Source organism: Anoxybacillus sp. (assembly GCF_036834105.1).
In the GTDB taxonomy this organism is placed as follows: Bacteria; Bacillota; Bacilli; order Bacillales; family Anoxybacillaceae; genus Anoxybacillus.
Window position 1 is genome coordinate 1 of record NZ_DAITON010000045.1, and the last position, 16,165, is coordinate 16,165.

General features: G+C 40.2%; 21 protein-coding genes and 1 pseudogene. 5 read left to right on the plus strand and 17 right to left on the minus strand.

Annotated elements, in window-relative coordinates; genetic code table 11:
• Window positions 1-187 precede the first annotated feature (187 nt).
• Window positions 188-1,840: a DEAD/DEAH box helicase gene (locus V7Z64_RS06310; RefSeq protein WP_334109769.1), complete on the plus strand. Its 1,653-nt coding sequence runs from the start codon at window positions 188-190 to the stop codon at window positions 1,838-1,840.
• Window positions 1,827-2,597, plus strand: coding sequence for a YqhG family protein (locus V7Z64_RS06315; RefSeq protein ID WP_297991008.1), 771 nt, complete (start codon window positions 1,827-1,829; stop codon window positions 2,595-2,597). Before V7Z64_RS06310 ends, V7Z64_RS06315 begins: the two co-directional genes overlap by 14 nt.
• Before the next feature lie 14 nt (window positions 2,598-2,611).
• Here V7Z64_RS06315 and V7Z64_RS06320 read toward each other — a convergent pair whose 3' ends face one another.
• From V7Z64_RS06320 to V7Z64_RS06365, 10 genes are all read right to left on the minus strand, one after another.
• Entirely contained in the window at window positions 2,612-2,800 is a 189-nt protein-coding gene (locus V7Z64_RS06320; RefSeq protein WP_003394067.1) for a YqzE family protein, read from the minus strand.
• A 26-nt stretch (window positions 2,801-2,826) separates the two neighbouring features.
• Window positions 2,827-3,333 carry a shikimate kinase gene (locus V7Z64_RS06325; RefSeq protein ID WP_219985023.1) on the minus strand — a complete coding sequence of 169 codons (507 nt, stop codon included), beginning with the start codon at window positions 3,331-3,333 and terminating at the stop codon, window positions 2,827-2,829.
• A gap of 13 nt (window positions 3,334-3,346) precedes the next feature.
• Window positions 3,347-3,763: a competence type IV pilus minor pilin ComGG gene (gene comGG / locus V7Z64_RS06330; RefSeq protein ID WP_003394062.1), complete on the minus strand. Its 417-nt coding sequence runs from the start codon at window positions 3,761-3,763 to the stop codon at window positions 3,347-3,349.
• A complete protein-coding gene (gene comGF / locus V7Z64_RS06335) occupies window positions 3,735-4,157 on the minus strand; it encodes a competence type IV pilus minor pilin ComGF (RefSeq protein WP_297991007.1) in 423 nt (140 codons plus the stop codon). The genes comGG and comGF overlap by 29 nt, the downstream gene beginning before the upstream one ends.
• Complete coding sequence (gene comGE, locus V7Z64_RS06340; protein ID WP_297991006.1) at window positions 4,154-4,462, minus strand: competence type IV pilus minor pilin ComGE; 309 nt, start codon at window positions 4,460-4,462, stop codon at window positions 4,154-4,156. Before comGE ends, comGF begins: the two co-directional genes overlap by 4 nt.
• On the minus strand, window positions 4,446-4,928 hold the full coding sequence (comGD, locus tag V7Z64_RS06345) for a competence type IV pilus minor pilin ComGD (RefSeq protein WP_334109775.1): 483 nt from the start codon (window positions 4,926-4,928) through the stop codon (window positions 4,446-4,448). Before comGD ends, comGE begins: the two co-directional genes overlap by 17 nt.
• The gene (gene comGC, locus V7Z64_RS06350; protein ID WP_003394051.1) at window positions 4,876-5,172 is read right to left on the minus strand and encodes a competence type IV pilus major pilin ComGC; all 297 of its coding nucleotides are present in this window, start codon (window positions 5,170-5,172) and stop codon (window positions 4,876-4,878) included. Before comGC ends, comGD begins: the two co-directional genes overlap by 53 nt.
• 12 nt (window positions 5,173-5,184) lie before the next feature.
• Window positions 5,185-6,216 carry a competence type IV pilus assembly protein ComGB gene (gene comGB, locus V7Z64_RS06355; RefSeq protein ID WP_297991002.1) on the minus strand — a complete coding sequence of 344 codons (1,032 nt, stop codon included), beginning with the start codon at window positions 6,214-6,216 and terminating at the stop codon, window positions 5,185-5,187.
• Complete coding sequence (gene comGA / locus V7Z64_RS06360) at window positions 6,200-7,270, minus strand: competence type IV pilus ATPase ComGA (protein WP_297991010.1); 1,071 nt, start codon at window positions 7,268-7,270, stop codon at window positions 6,200-6,202. The genes comGB and comGA overlap by 17 nt, the downstream gene beginning before the upstream one ends.
• Window positions 7,271-7,380: 110 nt before the next feature.
• Window positions 7,381-7,752, minus strand: coding sequence for a Spx/MgsR family RNA polymerase-binding regulatory protein (locus V7Z64_RS06365; protein WP_297991001.1), 372 nt, complete (start codon window positions 7,750-7,752; stop codon window positions 7,381-7,383).
• A 187-nt stretch (window positions 7,753-7,939) separates the two neighbouring features.
• Here V7Z64_RS06365 and V7Z64_RS06370 point away from each other — a divergent pair, with 187 nt between their 5' ends.
• Window positions 7,940-8,638, plus strand: a complete 699-nt coding sequence (locus tag V7Z64_RS06370; protein WP_297990999.1) for a helix-turn-helix transcriptional regulator — start codon at window positions 7,940-7,942, stop codon at window positions 8,636-8,638.
• A gap of 71 nt (window positions 8,639-8,709) precedes the next feature.
• Window positions 8,710-8,952, plus strand: a complete 243-nt coding sequence (locus tag V7Z64_RS06375; protein WP_003394032.1) for a DUF2626 domain-containing protein — start codon at window positions 8,710-8,712, stop codon at window positions 8,950-8,952.
• Window positions 8,953-8,979: 27 nt separating this feature from the next.
• Here the strand turns inward: V7Z64_RS06375 and V7Z64_RS06380 are convergent, their stop codons facing one another.
• Both V7Z64_RS06380 and V7Z64_RS06385 read right to left on the minus strand, forming a co-directional pair.
• Complete coding sequence (locus tag V7Z64_RS06380; protein ID WP_297990998.1) at window positions 8,980-10,050, minus strand: class I SAM-dependent methyltransferase; 1,071 nt, start codon at window positions 10,048-10,050, stop codon at window positions 8,980-8,982.
• Between the two features lie 143 nt (window positions 10,051-10,193).
• On the minus strand, window positions 10,194-10,826 hold the full coding sequence (locus V7Z64_RS06385; protein ID WP_297990997.1) for an MBL fold metallo-hydrolase: 633 nt from the start codon (window positions 10,824-10,826) through the stop codon (window positions 10,194-10,196).
• A 132-nt stretch (window positions 10,827-10,958) separates the two neighbouring features.
• Here V7Z64_RS06385 and V7Z64_RS06390 point away from each other — a divergent pair, with 132 nt between their 5' ends.
• On the plus strand, window positions 10,959-11,144 hold the full coding sequence (locus tag V7Z64_RS06390; RefSeq protein ID WP_003394025.1) for a DUF2759 domain-containing protein: 186 nt from the start codon (window positions 10,959-10,961) through the stop codon (window positions 11,142-11,144).
• A gap of 29 nt (window positions 11,145-11,173) precedes the next feature.
• On the opposite strand, the pseudogene V7Z64_RS06395 reads toward V7Z64_RS06390, so the two are convergent.
• From V7Z64_RS06395 to V7Z64_RS06415, 5 genes and pseudogenes are all read right to left on the minus strand, one after another.
• A pseudogene (locus tag V7Z64_RS06395) lies at window positions 11,174-12,089 on the minus strand (M14 family metallopeptidase).
• Between the two features lie 39 nt (window positions 12,090-12,128).
• A complete protein-coding gene (locus tag V7Z64_RS06400; protein ID WP_297990994.1) occupies window positions 12,129-13,991 on the minus strand; it encodes an LTA synthase family protein in 1,863 nt (620 codons plus the stop codon).
• A gap of 267 nt (window positions 13,992-14,258) precedes the next feature.
• Window positions 14,259-15,224 carry an ROK family glucokinase gene (locus V7Z64_RS06405; protein WP_297990993.1) on the minus strand — a complete coding sequence of 322 codons (966 nt, stop codon included), beginning with the start codon at window positions 15,222-15,224 and terminating at the stop codon, window positions 14,259-14,261.
• Entirely contained in the window at window positions 15,209-15,442 is a 234-nt protein-coding gene (locus V7Z64_RS06410; RefSeq protein WP_003394015.1) for a YqgQ family protein, read from the minus strand. The genes V7Z64_RS06405 and V7Z64_RS06410 overlap by 16 nt, the downstream gene beginning before the upstream one ends.
• A gap of 107 nt (window positions 15,443-15,549) precedes the next feature.
• Window positions 15,550-16,165: spore germination protein (locus tag V7Z64_RS06415; protein ID WP_334109784.1), on the minus strand; the 616-nt coding region annotated here is incomplete at its 5' end.

Consider the following 16,165-nt stretch of genomic DNA (forward strand, 5'->3'; position numbering starts at 1 on the left):
CCGCCTGTATACAATTGTCTTCCTTGTGCCAAACTACACGTAAACGTATAAATAAAATAATTTTACAAACTTTCTTACGTTTTTTATTATCTTATAACTTCTCGTTTGTCGCAACATCTTTTTATAAATAAAATACGTAAATTAAACGAAATTTAAACAAAAAATGTTCGGGAAATGAGGGATAATTATGAACGTTACAATACATTGGGAGAGAAGTTGGAAGGATGAATTTATTACGCGCATGGAACGCGATGGCCCGTGGGCAAACTGGGAATTGTACGAACTGGCACGCGAAGCTGCCGAGGCTTTAGCTATTCCTCAGTTTGATGGGCTACAAGCTCCAAAACATTTGCCGCATATGACAATTTTACCTCATCAATATGAAGTGGCGCGCCAAGTTGTCGAAGAAATGAACGGGAAAGCCATTTTAGCTGATGAGGTCGGACTCGGAAAAACAATTGAAGCTGGATTAATTTTAAAAGAATATATGATTCGCGGTCTTGTAAAAAAAGCGCTTATTCTCGTTCCTGCTTCACTCGTTTCACAGTGGGTGCAAGAATTAAATGAAAAATTTTTTATTCCTGCCGTTGCCCAAAAGAAAAGTTACGTATGGGAGCAATGCGACGTCGTCGTTTCATCGATTGATACAGCGAAAAAAAGCCCCCATCGAGAAATCATTTACGAGCAAGCTTATGATATTGTCATTATTGATGAAGCGCATAAATTAAAAAACAATAAAACGAAAAACTATGAATTCGTTCAAGGATTGAAAAAGAAATTTTGCTTATTGTTAACGGCAACACCGATTCAAAACCGTGTTGAAGAAATTTTCCACCTCGTTTCTCTCCTGAAACCAGGACATTTAGGAAATGCTGAACAATTTCAAAAAAGATATGGAAAATTGCGTACGCTACATGATGATGCTCATTTGAAAGAGCTCATTCGCAAAGTGATGATTCGGCATCGTCGCCATGATACGGGAATTGAATGGACAAAACGGCATGTTGAAACAGTTTTTATCGATTTTTCCGAAGCGGAGCGAAACGTATATGAGGCCATTCAACAATTAAAACGCGCACAACCTCTTTTTTCAGATGCATCGTTATCACACATCACTTTGCTGCGTGAAATATGTAGCAGTAAAGAAGCACTTTTTTGTACGTTAAAAGGAATGCTTGAGCGACAACCTGACATAGAAGCGACGATCGGTACATTACTACAAAAGATGAACGATATCACGGAACATACAAAAGCAAAAAAAGCGCTTGAACTCATTCAAAAAATAAATGATAAAGTCATTGTGTTTACGGAGTATCGAGCGACACAATTGTATTTACAATGGTTTTTCAAACAACACGGCATTTCTTCCGTACCGTTTCGCGGTGGGTTTAAACGAAGTAAAAAAGATTGGATGAAAGAGTTATTCCAACATCGCGCACAAGTGCTTATCGCCACAGAAGCTGGTGGAGAAGGGATTAACTTACAGTTTTGTAATCATGTCATTAACTATGATTTACCGTGGAATCCCATGCGTCTTGAACAACGAATCGGACGCGTTCACCGTCTCGGTCAAACAAAAGATGTGAACATTTACAATTTCGTCGTGCGCCATACGGTCGAAGAACATGTATTTATGCTGCTATATGAAAAAATTCGTTTGTTTGAACGGGTCGTTGGCGAACTAGACGATATTTTAATGAAACTAACATCTCCATCGTTCTCAAATCATGTCGAGCGGATCATTGCCCAGTCGAAAAGCGAAGGGGAACTTAAAATAAAAATGCAAAATGTCGTGGAAATTTTAACAAATATGGAGGATGGCGCCCATGCAGCAACATGATATTCAATCATTTCTCGAGCGTTTTTTCGCGGCTACCCATTGTCCCGTTTTAGAGCGCAGCGATGGGCATATACGCGTTCAATTGACTGTCGACATGGACAAACAATTAATGAATCGCCCGTTTTATTGGCATTACGTCGAACGAATTGGCGCGAGTGGCGAACCGTTGCAACTATCGCTCATCACAAAACAATCTACGCATGAAAAAGGGGAATACATTCATTTTGGCTCCCCACGCCTTCATCAAATTTTTTCTGTTGCTAAAATGAACGGCCGTTTCGTTCGCCTTTACGAACGAGTAAGCGGACGATCCGTTGCGCTTCATCCTTGGCTTCACGTGAACATACTCATCTCATATGAATGCGATCGGAAACAAGATCGTTTATTGTCGTTAGCTATTCATCTTATTAGCGGAACGATCGTTGAGGCGTTTTATGATGTGTTAAAAGAAAAAAAATGGGCCGCCACTGTACCTGATTATTGCTTTACGATTTCTCCGCTCATTAAACCGATTCATGGCCTTGCGCGACTTGAGGCGTACATCGAGCGCATCATTACATCAGAAACGCATGAGTGGGCAAACGAAGCGCGGGCACGCTGGGAAGAAGATTTAGCGCTATTGCAACACTTTTACGAAGGTGTAGAAGAAAAAAGAGAAGAATATGAAAGCGAGAAAGAAGCGTTGCGCCAAAGATATGAGCCGAACATTCACATTTCTATCATTAACGGTGGTCTATTTTATTTGGAAGCGAAATAAGGCTAAACATAGCCTTATTTCCGCTTAAATAAAAGCATAACTGCATATGGAATGACACCGAACCAACGATATAAGAACGGCTGCTTTTGTTGTTTTTTTAACTGTTTCTTTTCCTGTCTTTTTCTTTTCCGTTCTTCCTTCGGTTGATCTAAATACCGTACAACTTGTTCCGTCATAAATTTGACGTAGTCGTTTCCGGCCATCGCTCATCACCTCAACGCTAGTATCGTCAAAAATGAGGCGTTTTAAGCATGAACACAATGCTTTGTACGATATCATCTACCGTGCGATTTGTTGTATCAATCGTCATATGCGCTTCCTTATACCAAGGGAGTCTTTGTTCAAATAACTTTTTTATTTGTTCCTGCTTATTTTTCATGATCAATGGCCGCGTAGCATCATCAGCTAGACGACGAAACAGTTCATGTAATTCACAATGCAAGTAAATGACAATACCATGGGCGCGCATAAACTGACGATTTTCTTCCTGAATGACAATTCCACCGCCTGTCGTAACAATCACATGTTCTGTTGGCAACTGTCTTAATATTTCCCGTTCATACGCCCGAAATGTTCCTTCCCCTTCTTCCGAAAAAATTTGGGCAATCGTCTTGCCAGTTTGCTGTTCGATGTACGTATCTGTATCAATGACCGGGACACCTAACACTTCCCCTAATCGTCTTCCAACCGTCGTCTTCCCTGCTCCCATGAATCCTGTTAAATAAATCGCTCTCATCTTCTCTCCCTCACTAATACAATTCTTTCCATTCGGTTATGTCGTTTGTGGATGCATCAAATTGACATTGGACGTCATACCGAAATTGCGCATTCGTCACACATGATATAGTGACAAGCCAAACAACTTCACTACCTCTTTTTGCTGTATATGTCGCTTGACCGTACGAAAATGATACCGTTTTGCTTAATGATGACACGTTTTCCGGTGCATTTGCAAGCGTTTGTTTCATATGAGAAAGCGTCTGTTTCATCAAATAATCTGCTTCATACCACTTTTTTTCTTCTTCGAAAAACTGTATTTCTGTATTGTACAATGCGACAGAATGAAGAAAAAGAGCGCTGATCAATAATGCGCACATAATAGTAAATGGAAAAATAACACCTCGTTCATTTTCGACGTTAGCGAAAAAACGGAATAAACGCCTCATACGAATCCCCCTTATCTGTTAGCACGTGAATACGAATCCCCCCCTGCTCTTTTTCGTAACGTACATGCTGAATAAATTGAAGCATAATTTCATGACCTGTGGCGTTTACGCGGCGACGAATGAGAGTTCCATACTTTTCATACGTCACGCGTTCTCCTGTCCATTTATCGAATTGAATGGCCGTCCCGTATATACGAACGTCTTTTGATTCCCTTACTTCCATTTTCGCTTGCTGAATAAAAACAAGCCATTCAAAGTAGTGAAACTTTCCGTGTTTTATCGTATGATTCGATGCTAAATGAAACAATGTGACCAATAAAGATAAAATAATAAAAAAAGCTGCTAGCGACATCAATACTTCAATTAACGTGAAACCTTTTTCCCTTTTCTTCATTGTAACAATGGCTCACATCTTTCTTTTGTTCGTTTCAATCTATCTTCCCAACGGATGCACCGTTCATTCGATCGCGTAAACAGCGAAAATGTATGGTTTTCCCGGACAATAACCGTTTCATTGTCAACCTGTCCATTCATCATTGCCTCATATAAAATTTGATTCGCAATTGTTTCGATCTTTTTATTTTCTCGCTCTACCATAATAATTGTCCAATTAGCGACGATGATCGCGATCAAACCGCCCCATAAACTAAGTGAAACGAGCAGTTCAAAAAACGTAAAACCGTTACAATTTTTGTGCATACAATCGTCCTTTCCCTAATTGAAAAACGATTTTATACTTTTTATTTCCGTATGCAACAAGCAATGTTCCTGCCTTATTGATGTTGCCATTTGAATAATACATTAGCGGCGGAGATAATGTAGCCATTTGAAATTGAAAAGGGGACGGGAAGGAGCGAACAAGCAATTCCTTCCCAAACGTCCCTCCTTCTTTCACTTGATAGCGGCATGTGTCGAAATAAAATATAATCGTGACCGTCTTTTTCCGACTCATCGCATATTGTTGTGCATATAGCATGTCGTTGCTAAACTGTTCTAAAAAATATTGTAACTGTCGCTCGGCTACTGTTTGTTGAAGTGGTGGAACGGTAAAAGCCATGATCGTTGTCACAATAAAAAGAACAATTAACATTTCGATTAACGTAAACCCTCGTTCATTCACTTTGTAAAACGTTCCCTTCACTCGTAATAACGATCGCTTTTCCATTTGGACAACGGTCGCTTTCGATATATTTTCCATCTACTAGCTGTTGCACTGTCGGAATTGAACCGTGTTCCATTTCGTATGCTTTCACTTGAGACTGAACCATCTTTATAAACGCGGAACACCCTTTACTGTTAATCATACTGTTATGTTTTGTCACATTTGGAATCGTAATTAAAATTAAAATGGTAATAACCATTAACACAATTAACATTTCGATTAACGTAAATCCTTTTTCATTGCGCATGTATATCCCCCTTTATATGTGATTTAACAGTTGAAAAATGGGCCATAACATAGCCACATACATGAAGATGACAAAAATGCCGATACAACTGAGCAACAACGGTTGAATGATATACACGATTTTTTTTATACGATTTTCTAATTTTTGTAACGAAAATTGACTGTAATGAAACAATTCTTGAACTAATTCACCATTCGACTGACCGTGCCGAATGACAACGGGAAGCTCCTTTTCGTAATACTTCCGCCGCTGAATGATTTCGTCCAGCTTTTCGCCTGCACATAGCTGTTGTCGAATGATTTTTGCTTCTTCTTTCAATAACGGGAGATGAGGCTGTTGCATAAAGATTTGCAGCGCCTCATAAATGGATAGTCCTCCTTTTAGTAAGTGACTTAATTGTAAAGCAAACACTTGTGTATGAAAGGAAACAATCCAAGAACGAACGAACGGCAATTTCATAAACAAATCCATTTGCTTGTAAATCGGCCATGAACGAACGAAAAGAAAGTAAAATGAAACGATAAAAAGAACGATTATAAGCATAGCGAAAAGCATACGTGGAAGCCATACAGCGACAGCAAAAATGAAAGTAGAAAAGGAAGAACGAGCATGAAACGAAGAAAGAAGTTGAGAAAACTGCGGAGCTAATACTTGCTGAAACATGAGAAACATCACCACACAAAAGCCGAACAAAAACAACGGATAGCGCATGATACGTTTCACTTGTTCAACGTAACGCGCTCTCATGTGACCGATTTCCCCGGCTTCGATGAATCCGTGAGCAAGTTGTCCATGTTGTTCTGCAAAAAATAAATATCCTAACAGATGATGATGAAACTTCATACGGGCAAAAGCAGCGTGAATAGGCATCCCCCCTCGTAACGCATGTATGCAATCATCTAAATCTCGTTGTTTGGCAACAGGTTGTTGAATTTGCAAAAATTCAATAGCTTGAGCAAGAGAATACCCTTTACTAAGCAATTTGCCGAGCTGAATAAAGAAAGTGCTTTGCTCTTGTAACGACCAATTACAACGTCGCTTCATCTAACAACCAACTTTCAATGATACTTTCATGTAAAAAACCGAGCGCAATACCTTTTTTAATGACATCTTTCAATCGGGTATACACATATGTCGCCTGCTCTCCTTTCGCTGCTCGCATCGCTTTTGTGAGCTCGCTCCCATACAGCAACTCATAAATACCTACTCTCTGAACAGGTCGATATTGACGACAAAAAGGCGAACATTCTCCTGCACAAAATGGACATTTCAACTGTACAAGACGTTGTGCTGTCACTCCGACTAACGTTTGCGCCATTTCTTGAAACGGCACACCAAACTCAAGAAGGCGATAAATCGCTCCAACAGCATCTTTTGTATGCATCGTTGTCAACACAAGATGTCCCGTTAGGGCAGCACGAACGGCAATTCGTGCGGTTTCGGCATCGCGAATTTCTCCGACCATAATGACATCGGGATCGTGTCGAAGAATCGCTTTTAACCCCGCTGCATACGTAATTCCTGCCTTTTCATTTACTTGTACTTGTAGTACATCTTCCGCCCGCTTTTCTACGGGATCTTCAAGAGTGATGACGTTTCGCTGAAAGTGATGGCGACATACGTTTAATAAACTATACAATGTCGTCGTTTTCCCTGATCCAGTCGGCCCTGTAAAAATAATCAACCCATGAGCATAGTTTAATAACGATAGCAACCTTTTTACTGTCGAAGGAAATAAAGCAAGCTGTTTGAGTGGAAGAAACGAATGTAATGGAAGCAAGCGGATGACTAAGCTTTCGTCATAAATGGTGGGCAATGTCGATAAACGAAGATGTACAGTCGTGTGGGCGATGCTCATTTCCATTGCTCCGCTTTGTGGACGACGGCGTTCCCCGATATCCATATCAGCGAGGAATTTAAAATGCGCCAGCAAGCGTTCGCACGTTTGTTTGGACAACACGTTTTTCGTAACAAGCATCCCTCCTAACCGAAATTGCACGAGCGCATCTTGTTTACGCGGAACGATGTGAATGTCGGAAGCTTGAAGCATACAAGCTTCTTCAATAAGTCGATCTGCTAGCTGTTCAATAGACAGCAACTCCATCCCCCTTTCTCGTTTTCTCGCCCTCTTTATTCAACATATTTCGTCAAATTCCTTCTTGATTCGCAAAAAATCCAAAAAAATATTCACCCATATGTGGGTGAACGTCATGACACACATACACGGCGATATTTTTTTGCTATGTTTTTTAACGCTGATGGATTATAGCCGACAACAATTCGCTTGCCATCTGTTACGATCGGACGACGAAGTAAACGTGGTTCTTTGACAAGTAAATCAACAACTTTCGATAACGGCCAATCCTCAACGTTTTCAACGAGTTTTTTAAATGATTGACTGCGCGTTGCCAAAATTTCATCTAAACCTTCTGTTGTTAATGACAACAAACGCAATAGTTCTTCATATGTCGGTGTTTCTCGGAATAAATGACGCTCACGAAATTCAATATTGTTCGCACATAGCCACTTCTTTGTTTTTCGGCATGATGTACAGCTTGGGTACGTATATACAGTCAACACGACAAACATCCCCTTTCATCATCGTTATACATATTGTATAACTTATGTATAATTTTTGTACAGTAAATTGTTTTAAAACTTTGTGAACGTTAGGAAAAGATAAGAAGAAAGTTTTATATATGCATTTTCATTGTGGAAATAGATGTATTATAATGTAAATGAACCGAACATGTAGGAGTGAGACAGAATGGATCAAGTATTGAAAATTACAAGCGTCCTTGCCGATCCGACTCGTTACGAAATTTATCAGTATATCGCTAGAAAGCATCAAGAAGTTACCGTTCAAGAAATTGCAGATGCTTTCCATATTCATCCGAACGTCGCTCGTCTTCATTTAACTAAGCTCGAAGATGTCAATATGCTCGTATCTGAAACAAAGAAAACAGGAAAAGGCGGAAGACCGAGTCGATTGTATCGCCTATCCGATGATGTCATCCAACTTCATTTTCCATTTCGCGACTATCAGTTATTATCAAAAATTTCCATACAAGCGATGATGAAACTTGGAGAAGCAGGGAAACAAGCATTGTATGAAACAGGGAAGTTATTCGGACAAGAGCTTGTACAACAGCACGTCCAATCGATGCAAACGCTTGACCAATTAAGCGTTCAAGAAAAAATGACCATTTTACAAAAAGCAGCAGAAGCAGCAGGATTTTATCCGACGTTCCATTACAGTGAAAATCAAGGAAAAATTTATTTTGAAATTTTCAACTGTCCGTTTAAAGAGTTAGCGTTCACACATCCTGATTCCGTCTGCTATATGCATAACGCATTTTTAAAAGGAATGTTGGAAGTATTGTTCACAAATGCCGAGCTTGTCACAGAAGACATTATGCCATCTGGCTGCAATTCATGTACGTATCAAGCCATTCTAAAAAAATAGAACGTTTACACAACCATTTAAAGTACATTATAATAAGTAAGGGAAACGGTCAGAGAAGGAGGGATACATATATGGATCGTATGTTCCGCGTCTTATCATTTTGGACAGGTATTTTCGCTGTCATGTTTTACCTTGGCCATATGCATACAACGTCATTATTGTTCCTCGGCCAAACTGGATTCTTTCTTTTGTTAAGCTACTTAAAATTAACAGAAAGAATGTACATTTATATTTTCGGCGCGTATTTAACAGTCTTCTTCGCCGGATTTACGTACTGGACAACATTTATGATGGTTCCAGGCGTGGGCGAATAAAAAGCGATGAGGCACACTCATCGCTTTTTATGTCAAAATGGAGATATTCATTTTCTTCTGTTGAACCATCACTTGAAACGCGCTCCCGATGTCGCTCATCACTAACGAACGAATCGCACGGTTATACCGACTTTTCTCTGAAAATGGATTCGGATCATCATGATCGATCAATTGATTAAAAATGCCTGCCTTTAATAAAAACTCATCTTGGCGCCATAAATGCGTAAATGTCCAACCAACTTGTTCTCCGTAAAACCGCAAAGCATCCCACTGAACATGCGTCGTTATATCCATATCTCCTGGATAGCGAAGCGGATCGTTGATGAGTTGATGGCGATAATATCCTCGTAAACTTCCTTGTCTCCTTAAAGGATGTTTCCACTCCTCATCTGTATACCCGTAATCAACCGTAAAAATGATCGCCCGTTCGATCGCATCATTTAACTGAAAAATAAACGTTTTCATCGCTAATGGAACTTCAAAACGCTGTCCGTCAACCAGATCGATGTTTCGCTCGGCTAAATATTGAGCAATTTCTTCATTTTCAAGCGGGGCGTATTGTTCAACAAGCTTATCGCCTTCTACCGCCACAAAACATTCATATATTTGTCCATTTCGCTTCTCAACAACGTGAACAGGAAACGCATCAAACAACTCATTACTAAACACAATCCCGGAAAAAGAAGACGGCAGCTCGGCTAGATTGGAAACGATATGTATGTGATCGGCGAATGGAGCGAGCATTTCTACTTGTTTTTCGCGATGATATGGACTTGCCTCTACAATCGTATAGCGACCGTTAGAAAACGTTTCAGGCGACTGGCGCTGCCATTGCTCTAAAACCGCATAAGCAAATCGACCCGTTCCGCCACCTATTTCACATATATGCGGCGGGACGCTATACGTTTCCATCAAGCGAATAAACAAATTGGCAAATACATGGCCGATCACGTTGGCCACATTGCTCGTCGTAATAAAATCTCCTGCACGACCAATTTTTTCTTTTCTTTTCATGTAATATCCGTACTGTTCATCATACAATACGAGTTCCATATATTGTGCATAAGATAAACGTTTATATTTCATTTTTTCTAACATTTTTTATTCGCACCCTTTTTTCACTATTGACATAGTGTTAAATTTGTTATATTGTTAATTTAGTAGCTTAACTATATCCCCTCCCATTATAGGAATAAAACATCCCCCAAACCCCTTCTCTATATAGAGAAGGGATTTTTTTCTTAAAATCCATTTAAAAATGGATTTGTATCCATCTCCGCTCCAATTGTTGTCTCTGGACCATGCCCACACAACACAACCGTTTCTTCCGGAAGAACAAGAAGATGACGGTGAATACTTCGCAACAATTGTTCATAATTTCCTCCAGGTAAATCTGTACGACCAATACTTCCTAAAAACAGCACATCTCCAGATACAACTGCGTGAGCTTCTTCCACATAATATGATACACTTCCAGGCGAATGTCCCGGCGTTTCGAACACCTGAAGAGAAAAAGCACCAATCGTCAACGTTTGCTCTCCTTCAAGCAATACGTCCGCTTCGTTTGCTGTAATTGCTTCTCCCATGAACAATAAGGAGCCGTTTTTCATCGGATCTGTTAACCAATGTTGCTCTTGTTTATGTACATATACAGGAATAGACCATCGCTTTCTTATGTCATCTACTGCTCCAATATGATCGAAATGTGCATGTGTAAGCAAAACCGCTAGAGGTGTCCAACCATTTGCAGTAATATGCTCAATGAGTTTTTCCCCCTCGTCACCTGGATCAAAAACTAAGCATGTTTGATTTTCATGGACAAGCACATATGCATTCGTTTGTAACGGCCCTAAAGGAATTCGTTCCCATTTCATGACATTCCCTCGCTTTCATCCTATATTCTATTCCCATTGTACACGAACAACATACGTTTTGCACCTCGACAAACGTAACAAAAACGTTTACAATGGAAAAGGAATAATCGGTATACATAAGGAGGGGAATTTATGCCGACAGGAATTATTTTAGTCGTGATTTTCACATTAGTGACGTTGCTTGCTGCTTACGGCACGATCCGTTCGTTGCGTGAGAAAAATTTCCTTGGTGTATTGTTCGGAATTGGAACGGTTGCCGTGTTCGGTTGGTTTACAATTATGACTGTCATTCATCACGGATATCCAGTTGCCCATTAAAAAGACGCCAACATCTTTTTGGCGTCTTTTTATGTTCGGGCAAGAGCAGTCAAAAAAATGCCGATACTATCATTGTAAATCGATTGAAATTGGGAAAACGGAAGCGGATTCACCCCCTCGCCAAGCTCAATGGTATAACCACGTCGTTTCCAATTGAAAATAAACCAATCACGATACCCAGCATGGCTGTCAATATAACGAACAGGTTTGTAACCACTCCATCTCGCAAATTCGTTTACTTCTTCTTCCGCTTCGAGTGGTTCGCATTGTTCATATCCCCAATAAATCTCCTTTCCTTGCGTATGAAATGCAAGCACTTTAAAAAAATCGCGTTTCGTCGTCAATTCGGCCATCGCTTGTGCTTCTGGTTCTGTGAGCGGAAGAAAACCTGGGAAATCGCGTGGAGCTGGTGCTTTCGGAATTTTTCTTTCCTTTTCTACTTCCCATTTTGCAGGAAATTGATTATTTAAATCAACCCCGCGAATATTAGCTTTCCATTGCGAAAAATCATCGTTTCCTTCGTTTATGTGCAACACTTCATCTTCGTAATGTTGTGCAGCCTTTTTTCCATGTAATACGAGATCAACTCCGTCTGGATTAACCATCGGGACGACTGATAATGTCGTCTTTTTATACAATTGTTGTACATCGTATTCAACAAGATGATTTTTATTCTTTAACGCTTGCACATAATCGCGTACAAATGCCATCACAACGGCTGAAGTAATCCATTCATTCGCATGAAACGACGCATTCATATGCACATACGTTTCGCCTTCACCAATTTGCAATTCAACAATTGGCTTGTTTAGCACACTTTGTCCGATCTCATGTACGCGCACGATCGAATGACTTCGCAATTCGTCGACATCCTTCATCAACATTGAAAAGTCGTACATTGCCCTCCCCCCCTCGCTTTATTGTATGAAATGAAAATTCGTCCATATGTATACGAAAAAAGCTAGCCCTATCGTAAGAGCTAGCTTATTGTTTATTTTCTTGTTGCTTATTGTAAAAACGCAACAAGTCACCGTATACGATTTTATCGGAGTATTCAAGTTCTTGACGCGCTTTTTCCATATACGGTTCGCAATGGGACGCATCGACTTCTATTCCTGTTTTCTTATCGTAACATGCGTTTTTCGTATATACATAATCTTTTGTCACAAAGCTTCCATCACGAAGAACGACAAAGTCGAGCTTATCTTTTGAGAATAAGTCTTCACCAAAATGAATTTGGTTGCGTGTATCAATACCTAATAAATGAAGCAACGTTGGCTTTACATCAATTTGTCCAGACACTTTTGAAATCACTTTCGGTTGTTTGTCCGTCACACCTGGAATATGAATAATGAACGGAACACGTTGCAATTGAACGTGGTCAAACGGTGTAATTTCATCCTTACCTAAATATTGGGCCATTGCTTTATTATGATTTTCTGAAATACCGTAATGATCCCCATAAAGAATGATAACGGAATTCTCATACAACCCTTCTTCTTTTAATCGCTCAATAAATACTTTGAGCGCCTCATCCATATATCGAACCGTTGGGAAATAGCGATTTAACGTCCGGCTATTCGACGTGTACTCTGGAACCATCTTATCTTCTTCCCCTAGTTCAAATGGGAAGTGGTTTGTCAACGTAATAAACTTTGTATAAAAAGGCTGTGGCAACGTTTTTAAATGTTGCACAGATTGTTCAAAAAATGGGATATCTTTCAATCCCCAACCAACTGAATTTTCTTCTGTGATGTTGTAGTCAGTCATCGAGAAGAAACGATCGTACTTCATGGACTGATACATCACATCACGATTCCAAAAGCTTTTATTGTTAGCATGGAACACAGCCGAATAGTAACCGTAGTTTTTCAATATTTCTGGCGTTGCATTATACTCATTTGTCGCGTGCGTGAAAAATACTGCCCCACGACCGAGCGGATATAATGAGTTTTCAATTAAAAACTCAGCATCAGATGTTTTTCCTTGTCCTGTTTGATGATAAAACTGGTCAAAGTAATAGCTTTGCTTAATGAAATCATTTAAGAACGGCGTGATTTCTTGTCCGTTCACTGTATTGTTGATCACGAAGCTCTGCAGAGATTCCATCGAAACGACAATGACGTTGCGGCCTTTTGCGATACCGAACAATCGTTTATTCGGTGCTTTTTCATTCGCATTGATATAGTTTTGAATATCTGCTAATTCACTACTATCCGCTAACGCACGCTGCGCTTTTGAACGCGACTGCAAAATAATGTCGTACACATGGTAGTTATATATACCTAAGTTTTTAATTAACATTTCACGGTCGAACGTGCGCGTCAACAATTGCGGGCGCTCTGTTTCTGCCAACCCTAAATTAACTAAAGCGAGCGCTGCTGTCGCAACAAAATATGTGCGACGGAACTGTTTTGTCGCCGGAACATATTGAGTAAACGACACTTTTTTATACGCCATCCATGCAAGCAACGCGACATCGAGGAAAAAGAACATATCAGAAACATTCATTAATTCGAATACGCTATTTCCTAAGTCACCCATGTTGTTTGTCTGGAACAACACAGGGATAGTAATAAAGTCACTAAAAAAGCGATAAAACATGACGTTCGCATATAAAACAAATGAAATGATAAAGCTTGTTATAACAATATAGCGATTCCGTCGTTTTTCGCTCATAAACAAGGCAAGCCCAAAAATAAATAACAGGAAGCTTAGCGGACTAATAAATAAGATAAATTCCTGCTTCCATGACTCAATTTTTATATCAAAACTATTTTTATAGACTAAATACGTCTTCAACCATAAAAGCAATACCGCTAAAAGAACAAAACGGTAATTTTTCATACTCTCCCTCCTTTAATTCATGACACATCCGATGCTCCATTCTATGCTGCATGAGGTACATCCGTTTTTTTACATTTTTTTATCTTAACCAAAAACAATATTAATACTTTCTTAACAAAAAAGCAACTGTTATCTTAAACTATGAACGGTATAATAGACGAGTGCCTTATCCGCATATGACTGTTTTACACCTTTTCTTGTAAAAATGCAAGACGTTTTTTAACGACACATTTTCGACAAAAAAGCAGACGATTACCTCGCCTGCTTTCACGCCATATTTGTTTTCACTAACCAAGCACCACCTATCACCCCGGCATCGTTTCCAAGCGTTGCGATCACGATTTCGGCAGCCTCAGCCACACGAGGAAACGCAAATCGTTTGAAATGATGAGCAACCGCTTGCGCTAACACATCCCCTGCCTTCGATACGCCACCACCAATAACAATTTTTTCCGGATTCAAACCGTTCGCCAAATGGGCTAACGCTAAACCGAGATGAAATGTCACTTCATCAACAATTTGTTGCGCCAATGCATCATTTTCTTTCACTGCATCAAACACGTCCTTTGCCGTAACGGCCCCTGCTTCATTCCAAACATGACGCAAACGGCTCGGCTCGTCCGTTTGTTGCAAGCGCTCTGCCGCAATACGCGCGATACCTGTTGCCGAAGCAATGGTCTCTAAACAGCCTGTTTTCCCGCAGTTGCAAGGAGCCCCGCCTTCTGGAATGGAAGTGATATGGCCTATTTCACCGCCAGCACCATTTGCCCCATGAACGATTTGACCGTTTACGATAATGCCTCCACCAACACCGGTGCCAAGCGTGACGAGAATTAAATTTTTTGCGCCATCGCCTGCTCCTTTCCACATTTCTCCGATTGCAGCGATATTCGCATCATTATCAACGACGACAGGAAGTCCTGTTTCCACTTCCAAACGGTTTTTCAAAGGGAAGTTTTTCCACCCTAAGTTTACAGCTTCATAAATGTCTCCTGTCGCCATATTAACTGGCCCTGGCGCACCAATTCCAATACCGATGAGGCGCTCTTTTGATTCATCTAGTTCGCGCAATTTTTCGTCGATCGCTTTCGCAATATGCGTCGTGATGTATTTTCCGTTTTCTGATTTATCAGTAGGTATTTCCCATTTACAAATGATTTCCCCATACATACTGACGAACGCTAGTTTTACGGTCGTTCCACCTAAATCTACACCGACTAACCATTGTTCCATTGTTCCTTCATCCCTTTTTCCCTTTTTTCTCGTTCAATTTGTGCTTCGTGGCGTAAAATAAGAAGTGCCATTTGATAATCTTTTACGTCGATGAGTTGCGCCTGAAATAGCTCTTTCACTTCTTCTTCCATTAATTCCAAATCAGCAAGGCGATCACCAACGTAAATTATCGTTCCATATGTTTTTAACAACTGTTGCACATCATATACAGATTTCATTTTTTTCACCTGTGTATAAGCGTTTTCAACTTACATATTCTTAATGTATAAAGAAAACGAAAAGGCGTCAAGGACTGAGCCGTGACTTTGCGGAATTTTTCACATCTTTACCGATCTGGATCTTTCGGATGTAGGACGGTCGGACGACGATTTTTTAATGGAATTGGTGAGCGAATGAGCACATCGCGCATTCCGCGATATGAAAAAGGAATAAATGGCCATAAATACGGTACGCCGAACGATTGCATACGCGCAAGCATCACAAGCCATATCGTAATACCGACTACATATCCAACGACTCCAAATAACGCAGTGACGATGAGCAAAGCAAGCCGAACGAGCCGATTAGCTAATCCGAGTTCATAACTTGGTGTCGCAAACGTCCCGATGGTCGCCATAGCAAAATATAAAATCACTTCGTTTGAAAATAAACCGACTTCTACTGCGATTCCCCCGATCATTAGCGCAGCAACAAGCCCAAGTGCCGTAGCTAAAGCAGATGGGGTATGGATAGCCGCCATGCGCAACATATCTAATCCAAACTCAATGAGCAATATTTGACCAAATAACGGAATATTCCCCTCACTTGACTTAGCGACAAATGATAATGCGTGTGGGACGAGTTCTGGATTTTTCATCCACATATACCAAAGTGGCAATAAAAAAATAGAAAGCCACACTGCAAGAAACCGAACGAAGCGCAAATATGCGCCAACAATAGGT

What these genes read in the sequence shown, in the direction of transcription:
- comGF (WP_297991007.1), bottom strand. Translation starts at nt 4,157, where the DNA reads ATGAAGAAAAGGGAAAAAGGTTTCACGTTAATTGAAGTATTGATGTCG.
- V7Z64_RS06310 (WP_334109769.1), top strand. Translation starts at nt 188, where the DNA reads ATGAACGTTACAATACATTGGGAGAGAAGTTGGAAGGATGAATTTATT.
- V7Z64_RS06400 (WP_297990994.1), bottom strand. Translation starts at nt 13,991, where the DNA reads ATGAAAAATTACCGTTTTGTTCTTTTAGCGGTATTGCTTTTATGGTTG.
- comGC (WP_003394051.1), bottom strand. Translation starts at nt 5,172, where the DNA reads ATGCGCAATGAAAAAGGATTTACGTTAATCGAAATGTTAATTGTGTTA.
- V7Z64_RS06375 (WP_003394032.1), top strand. Translation starts at nt 8,710, where the DNA reads ATGGATCGTATGTTCCGCGTCTTATCATTTTGGACAGGTATTTTCGCT.
- V7Z64_RS06380 (WP_297990998.1), bottom strand. Translation starts at nt 10,050, where the DNA reads ATGTTAGAAAAAATGAAATATAAACGTTTATCTTATGCACAATATATG.
- V7Z64_RS06405 (WP_297990993.1), bottom strand. Translation starts at nt 15,224, where the DNA reads ATGGAACAATGGTTAGTCGGTGTAGATTTAGGTGGAACGACCGTAAAA.
- comGG (WP_003394062.1), bottom strand. Translation starts at nt 3,763, where the DNA reads ATGAGGCGTTTATTCCGTTTTTTCGCTAACGTCGAAAATGAACGAGGT.
- comGB (WP_297991002.1), bottom strand. Translation starts at nt 6,216, where the DNA reads ATGAAGCGACGTTGTAATTGGTCGTTACAAGAGCAAAGCACTTTCTTT.
- V7Z64_RS06390 (WP_003394025.1), top strand. Translation starts at nt 10,959, where the DNA reads ATGCCGACAGGAATTATTTTAGTCGTGATTTTCACATTAGTGACGTTG.
- V7Z64_RS06315 (WP_297991008.1), top strand. Translation starts at nt 1,827, where the DNA reads ATGCAGCAACATGATATTCAATCATTTCTCGAGCGTTTTTTCGCGGCT.
- V7Z64_RS06410 (WP_003394015.1), bottom strand. Translation starts at nt 15,442, where the DNA reads ATGAAATCTGTATATGATGTGCAACAGTTGTTAAAAACATATGGAACG.
- V7Z64_RS06370 (WP_297990999.1), top strand. Translation starts at nt 7,940, where the DNA reads ATGGATCAAGTATTGAAAATTACAAGCGTCCTTGCCGATCCGACTCGT.
- comGD (WP_334109775.1), bottom strand. Translation starts at nt 4,928, where the DNA reads ATGGAAAAGCGATCGTTATTACGAGTGAAGGGAACGTTTTACAAAGTG.
- comGE (WP_297991006.1), bottom strand. Translation starts at nt 4,462, where the DNA reads ATGCACAAAAATTGTAACGGTTTTACGTTTTTTGAACTGCTCGTTTCA.
- V7Z64_RS06325 (WP_219985023.1), bottom strand. Translation starts at nt 3,333, where the DNA reads ATGAGAGCGATTTATTTAACAGGATTCATGGGAGCAGGGAAGACGACG.
- V7Z64_RS06385 (WP_297990997.1), bottom strand. Translation starts at nt 10,826, where the DNA reads ATGAAATGGGAACGAATTCCTTTAGGGCCGTTACAAACGAATGCATAT.
- V7Z64_RS06320 (WP_003394067.1), bottom strand. Translation starts at nt 2,800, where the DNA reads ATGGCCGGAAACGACTACGTCAAATTTATGACGGAACAAGTTGTACGG.